General features: G+C 52.9%; 20 protein-coding genes. 11 read left to right on the top strand and 9 right to left on the bottom strand.

What is annotated here, in order from left to right:
• The first annotated feature begins 102 nt into the window (after positions 1 to 102).
• From preA to PRIO_RS31660, 6 genes are all read left to right on the top strand, one after another.
• Positions 103 to 1,392, top strand: coding sequence for an NAD-dependent dihydropyrimidine dehydrogenase subunit PreA (gene preA / locus PRIO_RS31685; protein ID WP_020426964.1), 1,290 nt, complete (start codon positions 103 to 105; stop codon positions 1,390 to 1,392).
• 2 nt (positions 1,393 to 1,394) lie between these two features.
• A complete protein-coding gene (gene hydA / locus PRIO_RS31680; RefSeq protein ID WP_020426965.1) occupies positions 1,395 to 2,822 on the top strand; it encodes a dihydropyrimidinase in 1,428 nt (475 codons plus the stop codon).
• Positions 2,823 to 3,065 (top strand): hypothetical protein, encoded by a 243-nt coding sequence (locus PRIO_RS31675; protein WP_020426966.1) that lies wholly within the window; start codon positions 2,823 to 2,825, stop codon positions 3,063 to 3,065.
• Between the two features lie 249 nt (positions 3,066 to 3,314).
• Complete coding sequence (locus tag PRIO_RS31670; RefSeq protein WP_020426967.1) at positions 3,315 to 4,097, top strand: methionine ABC transporter ATP-binding protein; 783 nt, start codon at positions 3,315 to 3,317, stop codon at positions 4,095 to 4,097.
• A complete protein-coding gene (locus PRIO_RS31665) occupies positions 4,094 to 4,762 on the top strand; it encodes a methionine ABC transporter permease (protein ID WP_020426968.1) in 669 nt (222 codons plus the stop codon). The genes PRIO_RS31670 and PRIO_RS31665 overlap by 4 nt, the downstream gene beginning before the upstream one ends.
• Positions 4,763 to 4,791: 29 nt before the next feature.
• Entirely contained in the window at positions 4,792 to 5,655 is an 864-nt protein-coding gene (locus PRIO_RS31660; RefSeq protein ID WP_020426969.1) for a MetQ/NlpA family ABC transporter substrate-binding protein, read from the top strand.
• Between the two features lie 138 nt (positions 5,656 to 5,793).
• Here the strand turns inward: PRIO_RS31660 and PRIO_RS31655 are convergent, their stop codons facing one another.
• Complete coding sequence (locus tag PRIO_RS31655) at positions 5,794 to 6,303, bottom strand: GNAT family N-acetyltransferase (RefSeq protein WP_020426970.1); 510 nt, start codon at positions 6,301 to 6,303, stop codon at positions 5,794 to 5,796.
• A gap of 168 nt (positions 6,304 to 6,471) precedes the next feature.
• Between PRIO_RS31655 and PRIO_RS31650 the strand changes: the two genes are divergently transcribed.
• Entirely contained in the window at positions 6,472 to 7,098 is a 627-nt protein-coding gene (locus tag PRIO_RS31650; RefSeq protein WP_407944475.1) for a TVP38/TMEM64 family protein, read from the top strand.
• Here PRIO_RS31650 and PRIO_RS31645 read toward each other — a convergent pair.
• A complete protein-coding gene (locus PRIO_RS31645; protein WP_020426972.1) occupies positions 7,084 to 8,595 on the bottom strand; it encodes an aminotransferase class V-fold PLP-dependent enzyme in 1,512 nt (503 codons plus the stop codon). The two genes, PRIO_RS31650 and PRIO_RS31645, sit on opposite strands and share 15 nt — an antisense overlap.
• A 189-nt stretch (positions 8,596 to 8,784) precedes the next feature.
• On the bottom strand, positions 8,785 to 9,261 hold the full coding sequence (locus tag PRIO_RS31640; RefSeq protein WP_020426973.1) for a DsrE/DsrF/DrsH-like family protein: 477 nt from the start codon (positions 9,259 to 9,261) through the stop codon (positions 8,785 to 8,787).
• A 461-nt stretch (positions 9,262 to 9,722) separates the two neighbouring features.
• Here PRIO_RS31640 and PRIO_RS31635 point away from each other — a divergent pair, with 461 nt between their 5' ends.
• Positions 9,723 to 11,177, top strand: coding sequence for a transposase (locus tag PRIO_RS31635; protein ID WP_046506039.1), 1,455 nt, complete (start codon positions 9,723 to 9,725; stop codon positions 11,175 to 11,177).
• A 209-nt stretch (positions 11,178 to 11,386) separates the two neighbouring features.
• Here PRIO_RS31635 and PRIO_RS31630 read toward each other — a convergent pair whose 3' ends face one another.
• A complete protein-coding gene (locus tag PRIO_RS31630) occupies positions 11,387 to 12,268 on the bottom strand; it encodes a helix-turn-helix transcriptional regulator (protein ID WP_020426246.1) in 882 nt (293 codons plus the stop codon).
• 279 nt (positions 12,269 to 12,547) lie between these two features.
• Between PRIO_RS31630 and PRIO_RS31625 the strand changes: the two genes are divergently transcribed.
• Complete coding sequence (locus PRIO_RS31625; RefSeq protein WP_020426245.1) at positions 12,548 to 13,009, top strand: VOC family protein; 462 nt, start codon at positions 12,548 to 12,550, stop codon at positions 13,007 to 13,009.
• 832 nt (positions 13,010 to 13,841) lie between these two features.
• Here the strand turns inward: PRIO_RS31625 and PRIO_RS31620 are convergent.
• From PRIO_RS31620 to PRIO_RS34260, 4 genes are all read right to left on the bottom strand, one after another.
• Complete coding sequence (locus PRIO_RS31620; RefSeq protein ID WP_020427728.1) at positions 13,842 to 14,165, bottom strand: hypothetical protein; 324 nt, start codon at positions 14,163 to 14,165, stop codon at positions 13,842 to 13,844.
• Positions 14,166 to 14,288: 123 nt separating this feature from the next.
• On the bottom strand, positions 14,289 to 16,433 hold the full coding sequence (locus tag PRIO_RS34265; protein WP_020427727.1) for a bifunctional diguanylate cyclase/phosphodiesterase: 2,145 nt from the start codon (positions 16,431 to 16,433) through the stop codon (positions 14,289 to 14,291).
• Between the two features lie 221 nt (positions 16,434 to 16,654).
• Positions 16,655 to 17,278, bottom strand: coding sequence for an acetate uptake transporter (locus PRIO_RS31610; RefSeq protein ID WP_020427726.1), 624 nt, complete (start codon positions 17,276 to 17,278; stop codon positions 16,655 to 16,657).
• A gap of 120 nt (positions 17,279 to 17,398) precedes the next feature.
• On the bottom strand, positions 17,399 to 19,765 hold the full coding sequence (locus PRIO_RS34260; RefSeq protein ID WP_020427725.1) for an EAL domain-containing protein: 2,367 nt from the start codon (positions 19,763 to 19,765) through the stop codon (positions 17,399 to 17,401).
• Between the two features lie 196 nt (positions 19,766 to 19,961).
• Between PRIO_RS34260 and PRIO_RS31600 the strand changes: the two genes are divergently transcribed.
• On the top strand, positions 19,962 to 20,915 hold the full coding sequence (locus PRIO_RS31600; protein WP_020427724.1) for a 1,4-dihydroxy-2-naphthoate polyprenyltransferase: 954 nt from the start codon (positions 19,962 to 19,964) through the stop codon (positions 20,913 to 20,915).
• Positions 20,916 to 21,008: 93 nt separating this feature from the next.
• Positions 21,009 to 22,010, top strand: coding sequence for a Gfo/Idh/MocA family protein (locus tag PRIO_RS31595; protein WP_020427723.1), 1,002 nt, complete (start codon positions 21,009 to 21,011; stop codon positions 22,008 to 22,010).
• Between the two features lie 529 nt (positions 22,011 to 22,539).
• On the opposite strand, the gene PRIO_RS31590 is transcribed toward PRIO_RS31595, so the two are convergent.
• Positions 22,540 to 23,907 carry a dicarboxylate/amino acid:cation symporter gene (locus tag PRIO_RS31590; RefSeq protein WP_020427722.1) on the bottom strand — a complete coding sequence of 456 codons (1,368 nt, stop codon included), beginning with the start codon at positions 23,905 to 23,907 and terminating at the stop codon, positions 22,540 to 22,542.
• Between the last annotated feature and the right edge of the window lie 19 nt (positions 23,908 to 23,926).

The raw sequence follows: 23,926 nt of genomic DNA, 5'->3' as shown, positions 1-23,926 counted from the left end.
CGCGAAGGAGCGGCATGTATGTCTGCTGTATAAATTGGAGCTGCTGTGCGAATCCAAGGCCGGCTGCTCTTGCCGGTTTTACATGACAGGGAGGTAATATTAATGGCAGATTTGAGTATCGATCTTGCAGGGATCAAGTCACCCAATCCATTCTGGCTGGCCTCGGCGCCGCCTACCAATACCGGCTACCAGGTGCAGCGGGCCTTTGAGGCAGGCTGGGGAGGTGCGGTGTGGAAGACGCTGGGCGATCCGATTATCAATACCTCTTCCCGGTTTGCGGCTGTGCATTTCAACGGGCAGCGTGTAGCCGGCTTCAATAATATCGAGCTGATCACCGACCGCCCGCTGGAGGTCAACCTCAAGGAAATCTATGAAACGAAAAAAAGGTTTCCTAACCATGCCGTGGTCGCCTCTCTGATGGTGGAGCCGAAGCAGGAGAAATGGCATGAAATCGTCAAGCGGGCCGAAGCTGTCGGCGTAGACGGCCTTGAGCTTAACTTCGGCTGTCCGCACGGCATGGCTGAGCGCGGGATGGGCGCGGCCTCCGGGCAGCAGCCCGACCTGGTGGAAGCCCAGACCTATTGGGTCAAGGAAGTGGCGGCTACGCCCGTCATTGTGAAGCTGACGCCGAATATTACGGACATTACGGTTGTGGCCCGCCACGCCGTTAAGGGCGGAGCGGATGCGATCAGCCTGATCAATACGATTAACAGTCTGGCAGGTGTCGACATCCATAGCTGGAACACGATCCCGAATGTGGGCGGCCAAGGGGCGCACGGCGGCTACTGTGGTCCGGCTGTGAAGCCGATTGCCCTCAGCATGGTCGCTGAATGTGCGCGCGACCGCGGGGTGGGCGTGCCGATCTCCGGGATCGGCGGGATCTCCACCTGGCAGGATGTGGTGGAGTTCATGCTGATGGGCTCTACCGGCATTCAGGTCTGCACGGCGGTCATGCACCACGGGTTCCGGATTGTCGGGGAGATGATCGATGGCTTGAACAACTATCTGGATGACAAAGGATTGGCTTCAGTCACGGAGCTGATCGGCAAATCGGTGCCCAAATACTCCAACTGGGGCGATCTGGATCTGAATTACAAAGTGGTGGCACGGATTAATGAGGAGAACTGCATCAACTGCAACAAATGCCATATTGCCTGCGAAGACGCTTCGCATCAATGCATCGATATGCTTACGGATGCCGGCGGCAAGGCCATTCTGCACGTGCGCGAGGAGGATTGTGTAGGCTGCAACCTGTGTTCCATTGTCTGCCCGGCGGACGGGGCGATTGATATGGTGGCTCTGGACAGCGGAGCGGTTCCAATGAGCTGGAATCAGCGGCAAAAGGTCATCAGCAGCCTGAACGGCTCATATTCGGAAGCGGAGGTGGTGTAAGGATGAAGAAGATGATCAAGAATGGCATTATCGTTACCGCAGCGGATACGTATGCAGGAGATGTTCTGATCGAGGACGGGATTATTGCCGGAATCGGCCTGAATCTGGAAGCGCCGGGTGCGGAGATCATCGACGCTTCCGGCTGCTATGTATTCCCGGGCGGCATTGATCCCCATACGCATCTGGATATGCCTTTTGGCGGCACGGTGACCGCCGACGACTTCGAGACTGGAACGGTTGCCGCCGCATATGGCGGGACAACGACAGTCATCGATTTCTGCCTGACCGCCAAAGGCCAGCCGCTGCAGCAGGCCGTGGATACCTGGCATCACAAATCACAGGATAAGGCGGTGATTGATTACAGCTTCCACCTGATGGTCTCGGAGCTGAATGACAAGGTGCTTGGCGAGCTGCCGCAGATTATTGAGAACGAAGGCATCACCTCGCTGAAGGTGTTCATGGCCTACAAGAACACCTTCCAGGCTGACGACGGCGTGCTGTACAAGACGCTGCAGGCCGCCAAGCGGGAAGGCGCTCTGGTGATGGTCCATGCCGAGAACGGCGATGTGATTGAATATCTGGTCGAGCAGGCCTTGGCTGCCGGGAACACCGATCCGATCTACCATGCTTTGACCCGTCCGCCGGAGCTGGAAGGCGAGGCCACCGGCCGGGCTGCTTATCTGACGGAGCTGACCGGTTCCCAGCTGTATGTGGTGCATGTGACCTGTGCGGAAGCCGCCTGGAAGATCGCAGAAGCGCGCCGGAAAGGGCTGCGTGTCTACGGCGAGACCTGTCCGCAGTATCTGGTACTCGATCAGACGGCGCTGGAGAAGCCGGACTTCGAAGGTGCCAAATATGTCTGGTCCCCGCCGCTGCGCGAAGAGTGGAACCAGGCGGTGCTGTGGGATGCGCTCTGGAGCGGCGCGCTGCAGACAATCGGCTCTGACCAGTGTTCCTTTAACTTCAAGGGACAGAAGGACCTTGGGCTGGGCGATTTCTCGAAGATTCCGAACGGCGGACCGACCATTGAAGACCGGTTCAGTGTGCTCTACTCCGAAGGCGTGCAGAAAGGCCGCATTTCCCTAAATAAATTTGTTGATATTATTTCCACATCGAGCGCCAAGCTGTTTGGGCTTTTTCCTCAGAAAGGCACCATTGCGGTAGGCAGTGATGCAGATATCGTGATTTTCGATCCATCCGTCGAACGAACCCTTTCTGCTGAAACCCATCATATGAACGTAGACTACAATCCCTTCGAAGGCATGGAGGTTAAAGGCGAGCCGGTCTCCGTGCTCAGCCGGGGGAAATTTGTCATTCGCGACAAGCAGTTTGTCGGCCAAGCGGGGTCCGGGAAATATCTGCACCGCAAACGGTTCGAAGCGGAAGCCCCGCATCCCTTGCAAGCCAAAGCAAGCGGAGGGGTGGTCTGAATGTCTGCATATGCCGAGTTCGACAAGGAACGGAAAGAAATTGACGCTTTGCTGCGGCAGGGCTACGTCGTCACGGGTATCCATGAGGACCTGAATGGAGCGAGAGTGAAATTCGCCAACAGCAAACCGGGTGTGAGTCCTGCAGAGCTGCTGCTGCTGACTGCAGATAGCCGCAAGTATGTGACTACGTTGGTTTTTGCCGCCGGAGTGAGGCCAGCCGCTCCAATAGAAACACATATATAAGCTGTCATAAGCTTTAAGGGGCTGTGATCCTAGGATTACGGCTTTTTTCCATGGCATTTGCTGTGAGGAATAGGATTGACAGCTATTCAAAGCTGGTCTATATTAATCCCATGCATTTAATCGGAATTTAATGTTTGGTCGACCAGAACGCTGGAGATCAAGTCCAAACCGTCTTTTGTGCGGTACAGGCTTGATCTTTTTTTATATAAAAATTACAGGTTTTAGCTGAAATGAAAGAAGGGGATTCCTATGATTGCTGTTAAGCATTTGCACAAAAGCTACGCTACCCGCTTAGGCAGGGTTTCCGCTCTGGAGGATATTAATCTGCAGATTGCTAAAGGGGAGATTTTTGGCATCATTGGCGCAAGTGGGGCCGGCAAATCAACACTTATCCGCTGCCTTAACCGTCTGGAGCAGCCGGACTCCGGCAGTATTGAGATAGGCGGCGTGCCGATCACAGAGCTGGGCGGCAGGGAGCTGCGGCTTGCGCGCCGCCGGATCGGGATGATTTTTCAGCAGTTCAATCTGCTGGATGCCAAGACGGTATACGGTAATGTAGCGTTTCCGCTGAGAGTTGCAGGCTGCTCTAAACAGTATGAGAAGGAGCGTGTTGTCGAGATTCTGGAACTGGTGGGCTTGAGCGGCAAAGCGAATGTCTACCCGTCGCAGCTCAGCGGCGGCCAGAAGCAGCGGGTGGGAATTGCCCGGGCGCTTGCCGCAGAGCCGGATGTGCTGCTCTCCGATGAAGCCACATCAGCCCTTGACCCCCAGACCACCTACTCGATTCTGGAGCTGCTGGAGGACATTAACCGGAAGCTGAATCTGACGATCGTGCTGATCACGCATGAAATGGATGTGCTGCGGCATATTTGCCGCAACGCGGCTGTCATCGAAGGCGGGCGGATTGTGGAGAACGGCCCGGTAGAGCAGCTCTTCTACCGTCCGGAGAGCGAGACGGCCAAGCAGTTTGTGAATATTTTTAACTACTACAAGGATGGAAACAAAGCGGAAAAGGCGGTCATTACACGATGAAGGAGGATATGGTGGAACTGCTCTGGGGCGGACTGAAGCAGACGCTGTATATGGTAGCGTGGTCTTCCGTATTTGCGCTTATTCTGGGGGCGCTGCTGGGCGTTACTTTGGTGGTGACCGAGAGAGGAGGTGTGCTCCCGGCTCCCCGGGTGAACCGGTTGATTAGCACAGCTATCAACGGGGTGCGCTCCATTCCGTTTATCATTCTGATTGTGCTGCTGCTGCCGCTTGCGCGGCTGATTGTAGGTACCTCGCTTGGGCCGACGGCAGCAATTGTATCCCTCTCCATCGGAGCGGCCCCGTTTCTGGGCAGAATCATTGAAAGCTCGCTGCGGGAAGTGGAGCCGGGGAAGATCGAGGCAGCCAAGTCTGTCGGCGCACATCCGCTCACTATTATCGCTCAAGTCATTATTCCGGAAGCGCTGCCTGCGCTGGTGCGCGGAGTGACGATCGCGGTGATCTCCATTACTGAATTCACTGCAGTAGCCGGAGCGATCGGAGCCGGAGGACTCGGCAGCCTGGCGATCCGTTTCGGCTATCAGCGGTTCCGCACCGATATTCTTCTGGGCACTGTACTGCTGATCATTTTGATTGTGCAGATTCTGCAATGGAGCGGGGATTATATTGCCGGGTCAATCGACAGGAAGCGCTTTAAAAGCGAATAATTGATAAATTTATTGTCAGGGAGGCAGGGATGAGGGTGAAAAAACAAGGGAGTATATTGGTGGTATTGGCGGTTGTTCTGGCAGGGGTGCTGGCAGGCTGCAGTGCCGGCAAGGGGAATAATGGGGAGAAGGGCGCAGCTGAAGGTTCTGCGGCTGGCGGGAATGCAGGCAAGGAAATCACACTTAAAGTGGGTGCTGCTCCAGTGCCGCATGCGGAGATTCTGGAGTTCATCAAACCGAAGCTGAAAGAGGAAGGGATCAACCTGGAGGTTGTCACGCTGGATGATGAGGGCCAGTTGAATCCGGCTTTGCAGGAGAAGCAGATTGATGCCAACTATTTTCAGCACGTGCCTTATCTGGACTCTATTCAAGGGGAGAAGGGCTATGATTTTGCCGTAACGGCCAAGGTCCATGTGGAGCCGATAGGCTTTTATTCCGAAAAGCTGAAATCCAAGGAAGAACTCCCGGACGGGGCCAAAATCGGGATTCCCAACAATCCGTCCAATGAATACAGAGCGCTTATACTGCTGCAGCAGCAGGGGCTGCTCAAGCTGAAGGATGGACTGGCCACCTATGAGGCAACGCCCAAGGATATCGCCGAGAACCCGCATAAGTTCGAATTCGTTGAGGCGGATGCCGCCACACTGCCGCGTGCGCTTCCTGATCTGGATGGGGCGGTCATCAATACGAATGTAGTGCTTGAATCGGGAATTGATCCGAAATCGGCGCTGTTCCGTGAGGATGCCAATTCCCCCTATGCCAATGTGGTCGTTGTGCGCAGCGGGGATGAGAACCGGGAAGAGATCAAGAAGCTGGACGAGGCGCTGACCAGTCCGGATGTCAAAACATTCATTGAGGACAAATACGGCGTAGCTGTAGTTCCGGCATTTTGAAGCGTTGAACCGGGGCGTCAGCGACCAATCCCATACTTAACAAACAGACTGCCTGATCAGGTGTGGAATATGGCCTGAAGCGCAGTCTGTTGTTTTGCCCGGGAATCGTTTGAACGGCAGCCGCCGACAGGCACAAAGCTACAGCCGCCTCCGCTTTATATACTCCTGCCGCAGAATGGACATAATCATCAGAGATTCAAAGGAATCGTCCGTTCTAATGCAGTCACGAAGCGTTCCTTCTGCAGTAAAGCCTGCACGTACATAGACATGGTGCGCTCTGGTGTTATAATCCTTCACGTCAAGCCACAACCGGTGGGCCGGCGTTTGGGTAAAGACCCAGTGCATCAGGAGTGCGAGCGTGCTTTTCCCATAACCCCGGCCCTTGGACTGAACGACAATCCGCTTGATACATATGCTGAGGTTAGGGTCGAGGAGCCCCGTTAAAATCACGTATCCCGCAGGTTCCCCCGTTTTCTCCCGGATGATCAGATGCAGAATGTCACTGTCTTCCAGGGCGGCCGTATGCTGCTCTATGCTCCATTGTCCGATGAACCGGCGGTTTGGCTCGCTTCCCTCCGCATGCATGACAAATTCCAGATCTTTTATAGTTGTTTTACGCAAATCGACAATCTCTGTCTGCAGCAGCATGGAATCCTCCTATCATTGTTAGTTTACAATGATAGTAAAGGATAATAAGGAGATTGCCAACACAAAGAGGCTCTTACGTCCGAAAAGTATTGTATAATTGAGGCTCAGTGCCTGCAATTTTAACTTATGGATGAGGAGAGCGGATTTCCTATGTTTTTTTTAGATAGTATGTCATGGCTGACGGAGGAGCGTCTTCTACAGCTGCTGGAGCAATACCGCTCACTGGGTCCTTTGCCCGGAATCGGGCTGACTTTCATGAAATCCTTCGTGCCGCCGCTGCCGACGATTGCGATAGTAGGGCTTAACGGGGCGGTGTACGGGCTGTGGCTTGGTTTTTTGTATTCCTGGCTCGGGCTGGTTGCGGGGTGTGTGACCACGTTCCTGATTATCCGCCAAATCGCCTCGCACCCTTACTTGCGCAAGTGGGCGCTGCGCCCCAAAGTGGCGAGAGGTATGCAGTGGGTCCGCAATAGCGGCTTTAGTTATGTTTTTCTGCTTAGCCTGTTCCCGGTTGGACCCTTTGTTGTAATCAATATGGCTGCCGGGCTTGCGCAAATGCGGCTGCGCTCGTATCTGCTTGCACTGTGTGCGGGCAAAGCGATCATGGTGTTTGCGGTTTCCTATATTGGTAATGATATGAACCGGTTCACCCGCCATCCTGGAGAAATCATCTATGTGCTGCTCTTTATCGGGGGTTCACTCTGGGGGGTTAAGGCCATTGAGGCCCGGTTCACCCGGGCCGCGCAGGCGCGGGAGAAGCAGCCTCCGGCAGGCGAATCGCTACAACGTAAATAATCCGCTGACAGCAGCCTTATTTCCGGCTGCATCGGCCGGGTGCACCCAGCTGTTCGTACTGCGGTTATAACGGTAATCCTGTCTCCACACACTGATGTGGCGGACGATGCTGTGGACGGCGTGGATCATGAACTCGACCTCATCGTCGGTCATGATGGGGTGCAGCGAAAGGCGGACCCACCCGGGCTTGAGGGACTGGTCACCGGCATGAATGGCCTGGATAAATTCCCGGGAGAGCTCCCGGTCCAGTCCCAGCAGATGATGGCCGTAAGGTCCTGCGCAGGAGCAGCCGCCGCGCGCCTGAATGCCAAACCGGTCATTGAGCAGCCTGACCACGAGATTATAATGAATATCTTCAAGGTTGAAAGATACAATGCCATGACGCCTGGTGTGTTCACCAGCAAGTATCGTGCAGCCTGGAATGGAGTGAAGCCCGGTGAGCAGCCTGCCGCACAGCTGCTGATCTCTGGCAAGCATGAATCCGCCGTCCCCGTTCATCGCCTCCTTCAGCTTGAGGCACAGCGCTGTGCGGAAGGCCTGCAGAAATCCGGGAGTCCCGCTGTCCTCGCGTACTTCGACTGAATGAATATACCGGCGTCCGCCCCAGGCATCGACCCAGACCACAGTTCCACCGCCCGGCTCATCCGGCAATTGGCCTCTGCTGAGGCCGGAATCGAAGATCAGCACTCCCCCTGTGCCGGGGCCGCCGAGGAATTTATGCGGTGAGAAAAAGATAGCATCCAGCTTCTCCAGCGGATCTGCCGGATGCATGTTGATGGATACATACGGGGCGCAGGCGGCAAAATCCACAAAGCAAACCCCGCCGTGGCGGTGCATGGCGGCAGCGAGCCTGTGATAGGGGGTATGGATGCCTGTAACATTGGAGCAGGCCGTGAAGGAACCGATTTTGAAACGGCGGTTCCGGTAGAGCATCAGCAGGCGCTCCAGCTCCTTAAGGTCAGCAGTTCCGTCCGCTCCGGCAGGGACGGTGACTACATCGCCGATGCCTTCCTGCCAGGGCAGCAGATTGGAGTGATGCTCCATGTGGCTGACAAAAATAACCGGACGTTCCTCCGGGACGCATAGATAATCCTCCTGCAGCCATTCGGGAAGCTTCAGGCCCATCAGCCGCTGCAGCTTGTTGATTGCGCCGGTAGTGCCGTTTCCGCAGAAGAGCAGGGCATCATCCGGCCCGGCGTTCACATGGTCCCTGATAATCTTCCGCGCTTCGTTATAGGCGAGGGTCATGGTCAGACCGGTTGTGTTCGATTCTGTATGCGGATTGCTGACATAAGGCCCGAAGCTCTCCTGGATTTTGCGTTCAAGGGGTTCATACAGCCTCCCGCTGGCTGTCCAGTCGGCATACAGCAGCGGCTGACGGCCATAGGGAGTGGAGATCACATGCCGCCCCCCAATAGTATGCTCGCGAAAAGCTGCGAAATGCTCCAGCAGTGAAACGGGCTCCTCTGCCGTAGAAGCGCGGTTGATACTCAGCACGGGTAATCCCTCCAGCCAGTAGTTACTTTAAAATATATGGATAAATGGGTTCAAGTCATCAATCATCCTTATATTTTTGCCGAAACAGATACCGTCCTTTGATGGACGGCGAAGCTGTTTCTCCTTATGGCCCAGTATATGCCCGCCGGAGGGAATAGGTTAAAGCCCAGAAGCGGTTATTCGCACGGGCTAGATGAACAGCTGCATATCGCTTTCCAGTGCGTCCTTCAGATAGGCGGCGGCATCAATAATCTCGACCTCGGGCAGGAGTTCCTCCGGCTTGAAGCCCATGATGTCGACGGAGAGCTTGCAGGCGTAGAACTTGATGTTCTTTTTGCGGGCCCCCTTCAAAAAATGAATCAGCTTCGGCGCTCCTTGATCTTCGATCATCTCCTCCAGCATCAGCTTCCCGAGGCCGCTGAAATTCATCCGCGAGAGCGGCAGCTGCTCCGGTCCCTTCGGTGTAATGACGTCCATCAGCTTTTCATAGATCGTTTTGTCCTCCAATGTCATTTTGTCCGGATCACGGACAAGGAATAAACCCCAGAACGAGAAGAACATCGTGACCTCCACGTCGATATCCCGGGCGGTATTGGCCAGAATCAGCGCAGCCATCGCCTTGTCATACTCCCCGCTGAACATCAGCAGATTCATTCGTTTACCCATCTTACTTATCCCTCCATTGAAACCCAGAATGTCATTAGTATGGTTGTGGAGGGAAGAAGTATGCTTCCGGTCACAGGATATCCGCACATAAGAGGTGATGTGGCGGGAGGCGAGGGGTGAGGGGGAGTGGTCAAGTGGCGAAGAGGTGGAAGAGTGAAGTTTCGAGGGGACAAAAGGGCGAAAAAACTAAAGGCCAGCCAGTTGGCCTCAGTTTGCGGGGATGCTAGTTGTGTTAATTGGCGTATTCGTTGATCAAGTTCAGCGCATCTGTTGTATTTTGTACAGCAGATTACGGCTCCAAACGCCAGTTTTGGCAATTCTAATGTATTTTGGAGACAATTTCATAATTCAAAACCCTTGCTAGGATTGGTTTTTTTGAGCATAGAAAAGGGAGTACCTCCCCAAATCTCGAAGATATAGGTGACCAAACCAACATCCGAGAATGAAAAGAGGTAATCCCCATGTATTCTATTCGGCAAGAAGAGCTGTTTTCCTTTGAGGATTTGTTGCTGATGCGACCGGAAGATAAATACAGTCAGATCTTTGAACACTTAAATCTCGCTCCGGTCTTGCACGCGCTTGGAAAAAAGAACAACCGTGGGCGGCCGGAAGAACTAAACGTACCCGCGATGATCTACTCGCTGCTCATCGCAAAAATGGAGGGCATCGAGTTTGTATCCGCGTTGGTCCGGCGACTTCGATTCAGCGAGGAATTTCGGGTGCAGTGCCGGTTCACCGGTTCCAACCGCATCCCGAGCGAAGCCTCGTACTCCCGTTTGATTCATGTGCTTGAGCAAACGGGCATGCTCGAGGACCTTCAGGATACTCTGGTGCTGTCCGCCCTGGAGGAAGAGYTCGTTACGGGTATGCATCTCGCTTTGGATTCCTCTATCGTTGAGGCTTGGGATAGCCTATTTAGCGAAGCTGCATCCAAACGCCGCGCGGCCCGCCGTGCTAAAAAGCCAAGTGATGCTCCGGTGGCTCAGCAGCTGCAGCTAGAACTCACCGAGCCCGAGTCCGAGCCTGTGGACGAGCGGCCCAAAAAACCCGTCTACCCGCCTGGACGTCCTTCTGCTGAAGAAAAGGAACGTCGGCGCAAGGAACGGGAAGCTTATGAAGAGAGCCTAGGACCGTTTGAGAAAACCATTGAACAGATGCTGCCCTACACGTACGATGAATTGCTTGCAGCATTACCCCGGCATGCCGCGCGTTGTGACAAGAAAAATGCGAAAGGTAGACTTACCAGTTATTACGGGTTCAAGGCAAATCTGCTGGTCGATGCGGACTGTCAGTATATTCTTAGTGGCTTATGGAGTTCGGCGAATTTGAATGACCAGCGCATGGCGGTTATCCTTCTCAAAGGCCTGCTCCTGAAGTTTCCTAGGTTAAACGTAAAGCATGTCTTGGGAGACAAAGGGTACGACAGCGCAGCCATCTACCAGTTGATTCATTCGTTAGGCGCCTATCCTACGATTCCAATGATTCACCACAAAGAGCCGCCCAAGGGAATGAACTCGGACTACAATCCCGTATGCTCACAGGGGCATACCTACCGCTACGACAGTTTTGATGCCAAGTACGAAACGCTGAAGTATACCCAGCCGAGCCAGTGCAAAGACTGTCCACTTTCCGGTTCCGGCTGCCAAAAGGTGTTTAAAATCCGCATACAAACGGATTTACGCAAGCACACCTATCCCGCAAGAGGTAGCGAGAGCTTTACAGAGCTGTACAAGAAGCGTACGGCAGTGGAGCGAGTTTTTGCATATCTTAAAGAGTATTTTGGCATGAAACGTACGCGTCACCGCGGCGTCCGGGCAAGAGTTGATTTCCAGCTCAGTACACTAGCTTACAATCTCAGCAAGTTTGCGCTAGACAAGTTAAACCAGCGGTTACGCAACTCCCAGCAAGTGGCCTGATTTTTTAAAAAATGACCTTAGATTTTGACCGAGTCTTGCTATTCAGCAAACTGAATTATGAAATTGACTCTTTTGTGCAGCAGATTTTCGATTTTCTGCTGCACAGAATACAATTGAAATGAACTGGCCTCCATTACAGGAATACCGGGAGAGCCTAAAAATAGGATTGGCCTCCCTCGCCTGCAATACCAGCCTTTCGGGGGATATGCTCAGAAAAAAAGCCGGCTGTAATTCAAGCTGCCGCTGCCGGAGCGGAAAGAGCCGGGCGTCTGTCCCGTCAGTTTTTGGAAGACCTTAATGAAATAGCTGCCGCTGGAATACCCGACCTGGGATGCAATGGCTTCGATGCTCAAGTCAGTGGCAGTCAGGAGTTCTATAGCACGTTCAATTCGGGTCCGGTTCAGGTATTCATTTGGGGTCAGGCCAACGTATTTGCTGAAAGTGCGCAGGAGGTGGAATTTGGAAAGTCCCATTTGCTCGGCAAGCTGTTCCTGGCCGATCATGGAACTGTACCGCTCTTCGATGAATTGGACGGAATCCCTTACTGCCGTTGGCCATTCCGCTGCGTCCCTTGGTCCGCTGGAGGAGAGCCTCCCCAGTTCCATCATGAACTGGTGCAGCAGGGAGGAGGCAATGTAGGGATCGGAAATTCTGCCCGAATATGCTTCATGGACAATATCGCGCAGGATACGGATCGGTCTGCTGCCGGGTACAATGGCTGGAGCAGCCCCAAGCTTGGCTTTGATGTCCTCCCACAGAGGGAGCAGCGGCTGCGGCCGGAAGAGCAGGAAATAAAATTCCCACGGCACTGCATCGCCGGGATGATAATAGCGGTGGTTGCCGGGGATCTCGGCCAGAAATGCCCGCCCGGTGCCGATGCGGAACGTCTCCTGCTCCGTTTCGAATATTCCGCTGCCTTCTGCTGTGTACTGAAACAGCAGCAGAGGCCCATCAGTACGGTCCATGCCATTCCAGTGATAGGAAGCATCCGTCACAACTTCATGTCCGACCGCGAAAAGGTTGCAGAGCGGCAGGTGGTCCGGCTCGCTGAAACGGAAGCCATAGACCCCGTGGCTGCTTGGGTTGTTCACAGAATCCCTCCTTGCAGATTTCCTTTATAGTATCAAAAAAGCCCCTACAGGGGGAGCTTATCTAAAAATATGGCTGTGTTAAAACTTTGTTGTTGATATTTGATATGCATGAACTAATGTTCTGTAATTAGGGTAATGTCACTGTTCGGACGTATCCGAAAACCACATTTCACATTTCACATTTTACATTTCACTATACTGTGACTTATCTTTATTATCATGAACTGTGAATATGAAGGTGATCAGGTAATAAATTTGTACACATAAGGAGATAAAAATATGGAAAAAAACAAACTACTAAGAATGGACAATGTTGGCATCGTTGTGGAATCCCTTGATGACGCAATCGCTTTCTTCGAGGAGATTGGCTTGAAGCTCGAAGGGCGGGCTACTGTCGAAGGTGAATGGGCTGGTCGCGTAACCGGGGTGGGTCAACAGTGTGTAGAGATTGCTATGATGGTTACCCCAGATGGCCACAGCCGGCTTGAACTTTCGCGATTTCTCACCCCGCCTGCTATATCAGATCACCGGACTGCTCCTGTGAATGCCCTCGGTTATCTACGCGTCATGTTCACCGTTGAAGACATTGACGAAATGGTAGCCAGACTCACTAAGCATGGTGCTCAGCTCGTTGGCGAAGTGGTTCAGTACGGGGACTCGTACCGGCTCTGCTACATTCGTGGAGTTGAAGGACTTCTAATCGGTTTGGCAGAACAACTCGGTAATTCGGGTGCATCATAAACACCGCATTTACGCTCCGTGTCTGGGCGACCCCCGGTCCCGTAAACAAGGAACGAGGAAGTAATTGCCGGGACACATTCGCACCGGCTAACCGCATGCGGCCGGCAGCAAGCTGCTTAACTCGGTGGGACTTCGTGATGCATGAAGTTCAAGGGACGGGTACGATAGCTAAATAAGCCGTCTCTTCAACGAGGCGGTTTTCTTATAAAAGTAGGGGGGCAGCAAACTCACCCATAAACGGGTGGGAATCAGCCGGATTCGATCACCTTTTTCCAACTAACACTGGCCAGGAAGCAGGTGAACAGTGCTAGTTGGAAAAAGGGAGCTTATTTCTCCCGGAAATCAACAATTGTGAGATTTAGGTGGAAAAAGGGAACTTAATTGGGCCGCATTCCCTAATAAAGGGCGAAATGTGCTAAATTAGTTACCCTTTTTCCACTAAGCTGCTTAGAACTACCCGCTCGGGCAAATTAGTTATCCTTTTTCCACTTGGAATTGCTGAAGGACAGATAAAGGGTTCCCTTTCCCTAAGGTGTTAACCCTCGAAAATCCTGCACGGAATACAACAAAGTGTGGTTTAAGCAGGCCGAAGGGGCGAACATCTTGTACGTAATACAACAATCTGTGTCTTAAGTACGCTAAACGTACAAAAATCTTGTGAATTGTACAACAATGTGGGCGCGGCTTCACCAAATGGACGAAAATCCTGCATGTTATACAACAAATGCGGACTTCGTAACTTCCAAGACCCTTATTCACCTGCGAGGGTGGTCTTTGTTCTCGTAAAGATCTGCATCAGGATTTAACATCGCCAAAAATATAAGAAAACCGGCTATTCTTTGCCTGTTTCCTGATCTGCCGGGTCTGCGGCCTCAGGACGGCGCAGGTCATAATAGCGGGCGGCCAGCCAAACGCTGCTCGTGAACAGCACAATCAGGCCAAGGATGATGCCAAATCGCCAGTCCCCCGCCTTGAAATTGAGCTGGAGAACCGCAAGCACAAGCGCGACCTGCGTCCAGACTAAGGTTCTCTTGCGGAAAGCAGTAATATTTCCGGCCATATTCGGCATGCTGCGGATTACGCGGTAGGCGATGATTGCCAGAATCAGCGCGAAGGCAAGCGTAGCAATCGATTCCGGTGTTGACAGCGTATTCATTATTCTCAGAATCCTTTCGGCTTAACTTCAAAGCTGCTGCCGTCCCTAAGAGGACGGCGCAGTTTTTATTATACTGGCCCGGAGAGCTTTTACCAAGCGGAAGAACCGGAGGGCTGCAATTCTTCAGGAGGCCAGCTTATGGATGTCTTCGGCAGGCAGCGGCGGAAAGAATAAGAAGCCTTGAATATGCGGACAGTTATGCTTAATCAGGAAATCAAGCTGTTCCTGGGTCTCCACGCCTTCGGCAATCAGATCATACCCGAGCTGCGAGGCGACGTATACGATGGATTTAATAATCGTCTCGTCAATGGAGCTGACGCCGATGCCGGTGATGAAGGTGCGGTCGATTTTGATTTTGTTGACAGGAAAATGTTTCAGGTAATTCAGTGAAGAATACTTGGTGCCAAAGTCGTCGATGGAGACGACGATGCCATGGTCGCGCATCTGCTGCAGCAGCGGATAATGCTCTTCCAGCAGCGCGGTGCTCTCCGTAATTTCGAACTCCAGCATACTGGTCTCCAGTCCATATTGGTCCAGCACCGCAAGCAGGTTCTCGATCAGGTTGCGGTTGTAGAACCAGCTGTTGGAGATATTGATCGAGGTCCGAAGCAGCGGCAGGCCCATCGTTCTCCATTCACAGAGCTGGCGGCAGACCTCACGGAGCACCCAGTCCGTAAGCTGAATCATCAGTCCGGCTTCCTCTACGGCGGTAATGAAGGTGCCTGGGCCGATCAGGCCCTTTTCGGGATGGTTCCAGCGGACAAGCGCCTCCATGCCGATCATTTTACCGGTAACGGCGTTGATCTGCGGCTGGTAGTGAAGCACAAATTCTTCGCGCTCCAGTGCGGAATGCAGATATTTGGCGATCATCGTCTTCTGCTCCAGCTTCTCGCGCAGCCCCCAATCAAAGATGAAGTAATTGGCATCCTCCTGGCTTTTAGCCTGATACATCGACATGTCCGCGAACTTCAGCAGATCATCCTTGTTCAGCGAGTGCTCCGGATACAGCGAGACGCCTATACTGGTCGATAAGCTCAGATGCGCGCCGGAAATCAGCAGCGTTTCCGAGATCAGCCCGCTGATGTGTTCGGCGATAGCCGGGATATGCTCCCGGGCCAGGTTGGAGAATACCATCACGAACTCATCGCCGCCGGTGCGTGCGAACAGCTTGAAGGGCACTTTGCCATTTTTTAGCCGATTGGCAAGTGTCTTGATGACCTGGTCCCCGATGGAGTGTCCCAGTGTATCATTGATTTCCTTGAAACGGTTGAGATCGAAAAAGAACAGTGTGTAGGTCTGGGTCGGCTCTGCCGACTGCAAAAGGCGTTCGAACTCGTCCATAAAATACAGCCGGTTGGGTATTCCCGTCAGGCTGTCGTAATGCGCGAGCTTTTCATAGAGACGCTTGGACACGCGGAGATCACGTGTGCGGATGCTGACCACCCGCTCCAGTTCACGGTTGAAGCGGCTCTGATGCCAGAAAATGTAGAGAATGAAGGCAATGATAAGCAGGATGGCCATATCGATCCAGAGAACGCTGCGCAGCACCTCCCATTTCTTATGCAAAGGCATGGGGATGCCCATCAGCCAGTGCTGATTGTAGACGGTAACCGGAACTATTAACTGCTTGTCTTCCTTATCGGCAGGGGTGCCGAATAGAAAAGTATGGTCTTCTGTTTTCACAAAAATTCGGGTGTCCTTCAGCAAAAGCTGGTCCACAATATTCTCAATCTTCAGTGTTACAGAAACGATGCCTGTAAAGGAATTGTTATGGTAGATGGCTTGTCTGATCACCATGCCGTATTCACCCTGGGCGAGTGTCCGGGGCCCGTCTATTGTAATGCCGCCGGAGCGGATGGTTTCTTGGACCATGCCGGGTGAGGATAGTGCTGAATCCAGCAGCAGGCTTCTGCCCAGAATCGCTGTGTTGCCTGAGAGAGGATATAAGTAACGGATGAGGCCGTCCGGAGCGATCATGATATTCATAACGTTGCTTGAATTATTGTTGTATGCGGTGTGCAGATACTCATTAATCAGATTTGGATCAGCATCAAAGCCGACCGCTTGTATAAAGGAACTGACGCCTTTGACAATCGAGACTCTCTCTTCAATGTTTGAGGTTAGCATGACTGCATGTGAGGACAGATCGGCCTTTTCAGCCCGGTACTCCCGGTCTACTGATAAAGAGTAATAGTAGAATAGAGAAAGCTGAAGAACGACGACAAAGCCGAGGATGATCGTTAAAGGCTTTTTATTAATGAAAGCCATGGAGTGCCTCCGATATCAAAAAAATTCAACATTATTCTTATCATTCATTTCGAAGCGGTTCCCGCCCACAGGAAAATGTCGATATATGTCGTAGATGTCTCTATAGCATGTCATCTTTATCGCCTTTGCGCAAGGGAAAAGCTTACAGTGGTCCTACAAAATTAAAAAAGGATAAACACGTCCCGCCGGAAGGCGGGGTATTTATCCGTTGCAGTTGAAAGCTATTTTTTGAAGATCCCGAGCGGATCCCCGACCGGAAGGAACTGGCGCCCAAAATGAGCGTTGAGCACTGACGCGCCACAGCCGTAAAGAGAAACGATGCCAATGGCCAGTTCTGAGCAGGCAGCCAGCTTATGGAAAAACTCAGCGGCGACTCCAAAGGAATCCATCGTAAGTCCGAGGAACAGGAAATCAATGAGCACAAAAATGACAAGCAGCACCCGGTTTGCTTCTACAGCGCCGAGGGTCATGAAGAGGGTGAAGACCAGATATCCCAGAAAAACAAATCCCAGCTGTTTGGGGTCTACGCCCTCCGCCAAAGCTGTTCCGAATACCCCGAGCTTGATCAGCCAGCTTGCCGCCATGCCGAACCAGAAGAACGCATAAGCGCCGAAGGCAGTCATTCCGAAGGTATTGTTGTGTTTGGCATCCTGAATGGAGGCGAACAATTGGGCAAAGGCTCCGAGAAAAATAGCCCAAGGAATGCAGTAGCTGAGACCTGTTGTAATTTCAAGCTTTTGTGAAGAAGCGACCAGGGTGACGATAGCCAATCCGAACAGGCCGATGGCGCTAGGGTCGGCGGTGACGATTTTGACGGATTGGGTGTTTGGCGATTGCGCTGACATAACAATAAATGCCTCCAATTTTCATAAGTGTTCGCATAGGATAACAGCACCCGGAGCGGGTGCTGTTATCAGCTTGCCTATCATATCATATCGCCTGAACCTTGCCTATAAAGGAACGGTTCATTTTTCGCCCAAAAACGATTTTTTCCGGGATAAAAAGGAGCGGATTTCGCCGGCTCTAACCGGTTTGCTGATGTAGAATCCCTGCAGTTCGTCGCTGCCCAGGCTGCGCAGCATATCGAACTGCTCCTGCAGCTCGATTCCCTCGGACACTACACTCAGCCCGAGATTGTGGCTGAGCTCGATAATGGCTTTGACCAGCACATCACCCTGCGGGTGAGGGGTCATTTCAGAGACGAAGGAGCGGTCGATTTTGATTACATCGACAGGGAACCGCCGCAGATAGCTCAAAGAAGAAAATCCGGTGCCGAAGTCGTCCAGTGAAATGCGGAATCCGTGTGCTCTAAGCTGCTGCAGCGACTCCAATATGCTGTCGCCGTTGACCAGCACGCTCTCCGTAATCTCAAGCTCCAGGCTGGAGGGCGGCAGTTCAAATTCGTGCAGCAGCTTGAGCAGCAGCTCCAGCAGGCCAGGCTGCATCAGCTGCAGTGCTGAAATATTGACCGCAGCGGTAAGAAATAATCCGCTCTCCCGAAACCTCCGCATATCCGCGCAGACTTGCCGCAGCACCCACCCCCCGATACTTACAATGGAGCCGCTGGTCTCCGCGAGCGGAATGAACTCTGCCGGAGATACAGGCCCGTAGATAGGGCTTGTCCAGCGCAAAAGCGCTTCCACCTTATGCACCTGCAGCCGCTCAGCATTGAGAATTGGCTGGTAATGCACTTCAAACTCAGCATTGGCTGCCGCAGAGAGCAGCTGCTGCGACAACACCTTTTTGCGCCGGATGCTCTCTTCCAGGTCCTCGGAATATTGAAAGATATTGTTTCGTCCCGTCCCTTTGACATGGAGCATCGCCAGATCGGCTTGTTTGACCAGATAGTCGGCGTCATCCCCATTCTGGGGATAAATGCTGATGCCAATGCTGGCCGTGCAATAGAAGAGATGCCCCTGGATTTGATGCGGCATGGAGAGAGCGTCCTGAATGTTTGACAGCTGGGCCGAAATAGCGGCGGAATCGGGGATGTCGGAGAGCAGAATGGTGAATTCATCGCCGCCAAGGCGCGACACTACATCATGTGTCCCGACGGCCTGCGTGAGCCGGAAGGCAATTTCTTGGAGCATGGCATCGCCGAAATCATGGCCCAGCGTATCATTGACGGTCTTGAAGTGATCCAGATCGATGAAGACAAGGGCAATCTGCCGGTTGCTGCCCTTGGCTGCGCCAATCGCTGCGTTGAGCTTTGCGAAGAAGAGCGAGCGGTTAGGCAGATGAGTCAGCGGGTCTAGCATGGACTGCTGCTGAAGCTCCTCCTGGGCCTGCTCCAGGGAATCGATCATCCGGTTGAATTCATGCTCCACATCACTGAACTCATCCCTTCCGGTACTGATGATGCGAATGGATAAATCCTTGCTGCTGCCGATAGCCCGGATATTTTTGATTAAGGAAGACATTCTTCCCAGGATGGAGCGGTTCACAAAGAGCATGCTCCCTATGCAGCTCAGTATGGTGACAGTAAAGAAGACTAACCGGAAGCTGTAGACCGATTCCTGCCCGCTCTCATAGATCTGCCGGGACTGCTTCACAGTGAAAACGACGCCGGGGTTGCCAAACAGATCGTTCACAACGGTGTGAACCGACATCATGCTGTCGGAGACCGGACTCATCCAGCGATCCTTCCCGCCGCTCTGTGCCAGCAGTTCTGAGGTGGCTCTGGTGATTTGGATACTGGCGGGGCCGTCCTCCCGGACATGGGTGACTTCCTCCTGCTGAAGCATTCTTCCGGCAACGGCGGTGCCGATCACCGGTTTGTCTGTGCTGCTGCCGGCAACAGGCGTAAGCGTAATCAGCATCGGACCCTGATCGAGAAGCACGATCCCGGTTTGGCTGTCATTTGCACTTGAAAAGGCAGGCAGCCTGCTGTTCATCAGCCTGAACAGAGTATGCAGCTCCGGTGTCAGCGGGGACATGCTCCTGCGGGCAGTATCATATGTCCCGCCATATAGAGGCTGCCCCGATTTGTCCAGCAGAGCCATCATATCCAGATGATTGACTTCAAAGGTTGCTCTATTAAAGATGCTGCGGATAAACCCGTCATCTGCAGCAGGGGGACGATCTGCTGAGCGGCTTGCCGCTACGAACCGGTAGGTTTCGTCCCGGAGCGAATAGTTCAGCATTCCGGTCCTCATATCCAGCAGTTCTTCCTGATAGGAAGTGAGCGCATCGTCCAGACTGTGTTTCAGCGCGGCTTCATCCAGCTTCTCAAAACGGTTCAGCATGATGAGATGCAGAAGCAGGTAGTTGATCCCCAAGGTAACCAGGGCAACAACACAGGTGAAGATGATAATTTTTTTGCGCAGCTTCATGATGCTCCCCTTTTATAAATTTCATATGAATAGGAAATAAGTACCATACTATAGAGTGTACCATGAATAGGGAATATTTTGCAGGGCTTTTCTCCACAATGTGTCGAAATTTGATGTATAATAATTCAATCCCCGATCACCATCGCCACTGCCGGCGCGTAAGCACGCTTTATTTGACAGATAAGGATGTATGCCCGTGAATGTAAAAAGCTTTTTGCAATTTGTCGAGCTGCCGACAAAGGTGGCGAGCATGCTGCCTTTTCTGCTGGGGACATTGTATGCCCTGTACCGGTTCGAGGACTTCTATGTTCTGCGTTTTGCCTTGATGTTCGTGTCCCTGCTGAGCTTTGACATGGCGACAACGGCGATCAACAACTATTATGATTATAAAAAAGCGGCCAAAACCCACGGCTACGGCTATGAAACGCATAATGCCATTGTTCACTACAAGCTGAAGGAGAGTACGGTGGTGGCTGTTATTGCTGTTCTGCTCGCGCTTGCCGTGGGCGGCGGGATTGCGCTTGTTGCCGAGACGGGACTGCTGGTGTTTCTGCTGGGCGGCTTGTCCTTCCTGATCGGCATTCTGTACTCGTTCGGTCCGATACCGATTTCACGGATGCCGCTCGGCGAGCTGTTTTCCGGGCTGTTTATGGGGTTTGTCATCATTTTTATCTCAGCGTATATTCACTCGGACCAGACGGTGGTGACGCTGCTCTTCTCAGAAGGCTGGGCCAGCCTGCATATCCATATCTCTGAGGTGCTGTATCTCTTCTGGTTTTCCGTGCCGGCGATTCTTGGAATTGCCGGAATTATGCTGGCCAACAATATCTGTGACATCGAGGATGACATGGACAACCGGCGGTATACACTGCCCGTGTATATTGGACGGAAGAATGCTTTGCTGCTGTTCAGGCTGCTGTATTATATCTCTTTTGCGGATCTTGCCGTGCTGCTGCTGCTGGGAGTGAACCCTGTACTGGCGGCGCTGCTGCTGTTGATACTGATTCCGCTCCGCCGCAATATCGCCAGCTTTGAGGAGAAGCAGGAGAAGGCGACCACCTTCATTCTGTCCGTCAAAAATTTCATGCTGATGAGCGTGGCCCGGATTGCGGTGCTGGGTGCGGCTATCCTGCTGAAGGTTCTGCTGTGATTGCAGCTTCCATTCATAGAGATATGCCGGATTCTGTGATATTGTTTCAATAGAGACAGCCAGGAAATCTATGACAAGGGAAGGTGTACACCGATGACACAAAAGCTGCGTTGGGGAATTATGGGCTGTGCGCAAATCGCAACCGGCTCGGTTATGCCGGCCATCCAAGAATCGGAGACGGGAATCATTCAGGCGGTGGCGAGCCGGGGGCTGGACAAGAGCAGCGCTGTCGCGGAGGAATTCGGCGTGGCGCAGGCCTACGGCAGCTATGAAGAGCTGCTGGCTGATCCGGAAGTTGATGCGGTATATATTCCGCTTCCGAACCATCTGCACCGGGAATGGGTCATCCGCGCGGCAGAAGCAGGCAAGCATGTGCTGTGCGAAAAGCCGATTGCCCTGAACAGCCGGGAGGCGGCAGAGATGGTGGAAGCCTGCCGGAGGGCGGGCGTGCATCTGGCCGAAGCTTATATGTACCGGCATCACCCGCGGATTGCCGAGGTGCAGGAGATTATCGCCAGCGGCGAGATCGGCGATCTGCGGTCCATCCGGGGGACTTTTACATATAACGATGCCGGAGATACCTCTAATATCCGCTTCAAATCGGCTTGGGGCGGAGGCTCCCTGTACGATGTCGGCTGTTACCCGCTCAGTGCGGCGCGGCTGTTGTTCGGCGCGGAGCCGGAAGCGGCAACCGTACAGGCGATCTTTTCCCCGGAGCATGACAATGTGGATATGATGGCCTCCGGGCTGGTTGAGTTCCCCGGCGGCGTCAGCCTGATCTTCGACTGCGGCATGTGGGCCTACAACCGGCAGCTGCTGGAAGTGCTCGGGACGGAAGGGCGGATCGAGCTTCCGATGCCGTTTAACGCCAGATTCGATGATGCCGAATTTTTTGTATATTCCGGCGGGGAAGTCAGACGTGCCCGGGCAACGGGAGCCAATCCGTATGTCTGCCAGGCGGATAATTTCGCCGCCGCTGTCTTCGGCGCAGCCCCTGTAATTGCTGCGGAGGACCCGGTGCTGAACATGGCGCTGATTGAGACCTGCCTGGCATCCGCACGGACACGGCAGCGAATCAGCCTGAAGCAGGGATGACAAGGAGTCGGGAATAAGAGATTAGGTGGAAAAAGGGAACCTATTTCCCTTCAAAATCAACAATCGTGAGATTTAAGTGGAAAAAGGGAACTTAATTGGGCTATTTTACCTCGTCAGGAGCGAAATGAGCTGGATTAGTGATCCTTTTTCCACTTCACTTCCGGACAGCATGGTGTTAGAGCAAATTAGTGATCCTTTTTCCACTTGAAGCTGCAGCAGGGTTCATGGAGCATCCTCCAGGCACCGCGGAACTCAAATGCAGAACGGCTGCGTTGTCCAGTGATGGATGACGCAGCCGTTTTCTGCTTGAAATATAAGAATTTATATGCTTCACGTAATAAATTATCCTTATATTTCTCGCTGAAACGATACCGTCCTGTAAAAGGACGGCGTAGCCGTTTCTGCTTGTGTACACGCATACCGCATTTTTGTTGCCTGCCAGGCTCCAAATTTGGGTACATAACTTACTTGACGCCATCAGGAAATGCTGTTGCTGCTTAATTGGAACATAAGGGGGCCGGCGTTCCCTCTATACAGCATTCAGCAGGATTTCTTCATCATCATCCCCCCGGTTGAAGGCCTCGCGGTCAAATTCGCCTTCCGAGTTGGCCACCAGAAGTGCGGTAACTGTTGTTCCTGTCGCATTTACAGCAGTACGCCCCATATCAATGAGAGCTTCTACCCCCGCCACAATGGCAATGCCTTCAAGAGGCAGTCCCAGTGCGGTCAATACCACTGTTGTGGAAATAACTGCCGGACCGGGTACACCCGCCACACCTATGGAAGAAATGATGCTCACCAATACAAGGGTCACATAGTCGGTTCCGGTCAAGTGGATGCCGAACACCTGGGCTGTAAAAACAGCCACGATCGCAGGCCAGATTCCGCCGCAGCCATTAAAGTTGACAGAAGCCCCCAGAGGCGCGACAAAGCTGGCAATGCGCGGGGAGACATGCAGCCGCTTCGTGATGACCTCCAGGTTAACCGGCAGCGTTGCATAGCTGCTTCTGGTGGTGAAGGCCACGGTGAGGGTCGGATATATCTTGCGGAAAAAGCGCAAGGGATTGACTTTGGCAACGAGCAGCACCAGCCCTCCAAATATGAGGACAAAATGAATGATAAGCGCAACATAGGAGGTGATGATTACGCTGCCCAACTCCTGCAGGGTCTCCCAGCCATACCGTGCTGTAATTCCCGCGATCAGCGCAAAGACTCCATATGGAGTCAGGCGGATGACAAACTTGACTACCTGATGCAGGACAGTGGTCAATGATTCAATGAGATCGCGCACTGGCTTGACGGCCTCCGGTTTTTTGGAGCCGACCTTGATGATCGCTACAGCCAGGAAGATAGCAAAGATCAGAAGGGGAACGACCTTACCGGTTGCGGCCTCATTGACGGGATTAGACGGCACCAGATCCAGTATGACCTGTGAGAACGTAGGGATTTCCCGGGCCTCGAACCCTTCCGGCACCGCTTGCTGAATGCCCTTCCCGGGATTGAACAGCAGGGCTACCGACAAGCCGATAATCGAAGCGACACCGGTTGTCCCCAGGAACCAGGCGAAGGTTTTTATACCTATTTTGCGTAAATACTCCAGATTGGTTAAAGATGAAATACTGTTCAGGACCAGGATGAATACCAGGGGAATCACGAGCATCCGGATCAAACTGACATAAATGCTGCCGAACGTCTTAATGGCCTCAGTCTCCAAATCAAAAAATTGAAAGAAAATGCCGGCTATCAGACCGATGCCGAGACCCAGAAGAACACGGGTACCAAATCCGATCCGTTTACGCGCCAATAGAAATAGAATGCCAAACACAAAAATGGAAATCACGAAACCTTGCCAGTTCGTCTCAATAGCAGACAACAGGTTGTTATCAATATTGTTCATTGGCTTTGTAAAACCTCCT

This window comes from Paenibacillus riograndensis SBR5 (genome assembly GCF_000981585.1).
Classification (GTDB): Bacteria; Bacillota; Bacilli; order Paenibacillales; family Paenibacillaceae; genus Paenibacillus_AQ; species Paenibacillus_AQ riograndensis.
This window is presented reverse-complemented; position numbering and strand designations above follow the sequence as displayed.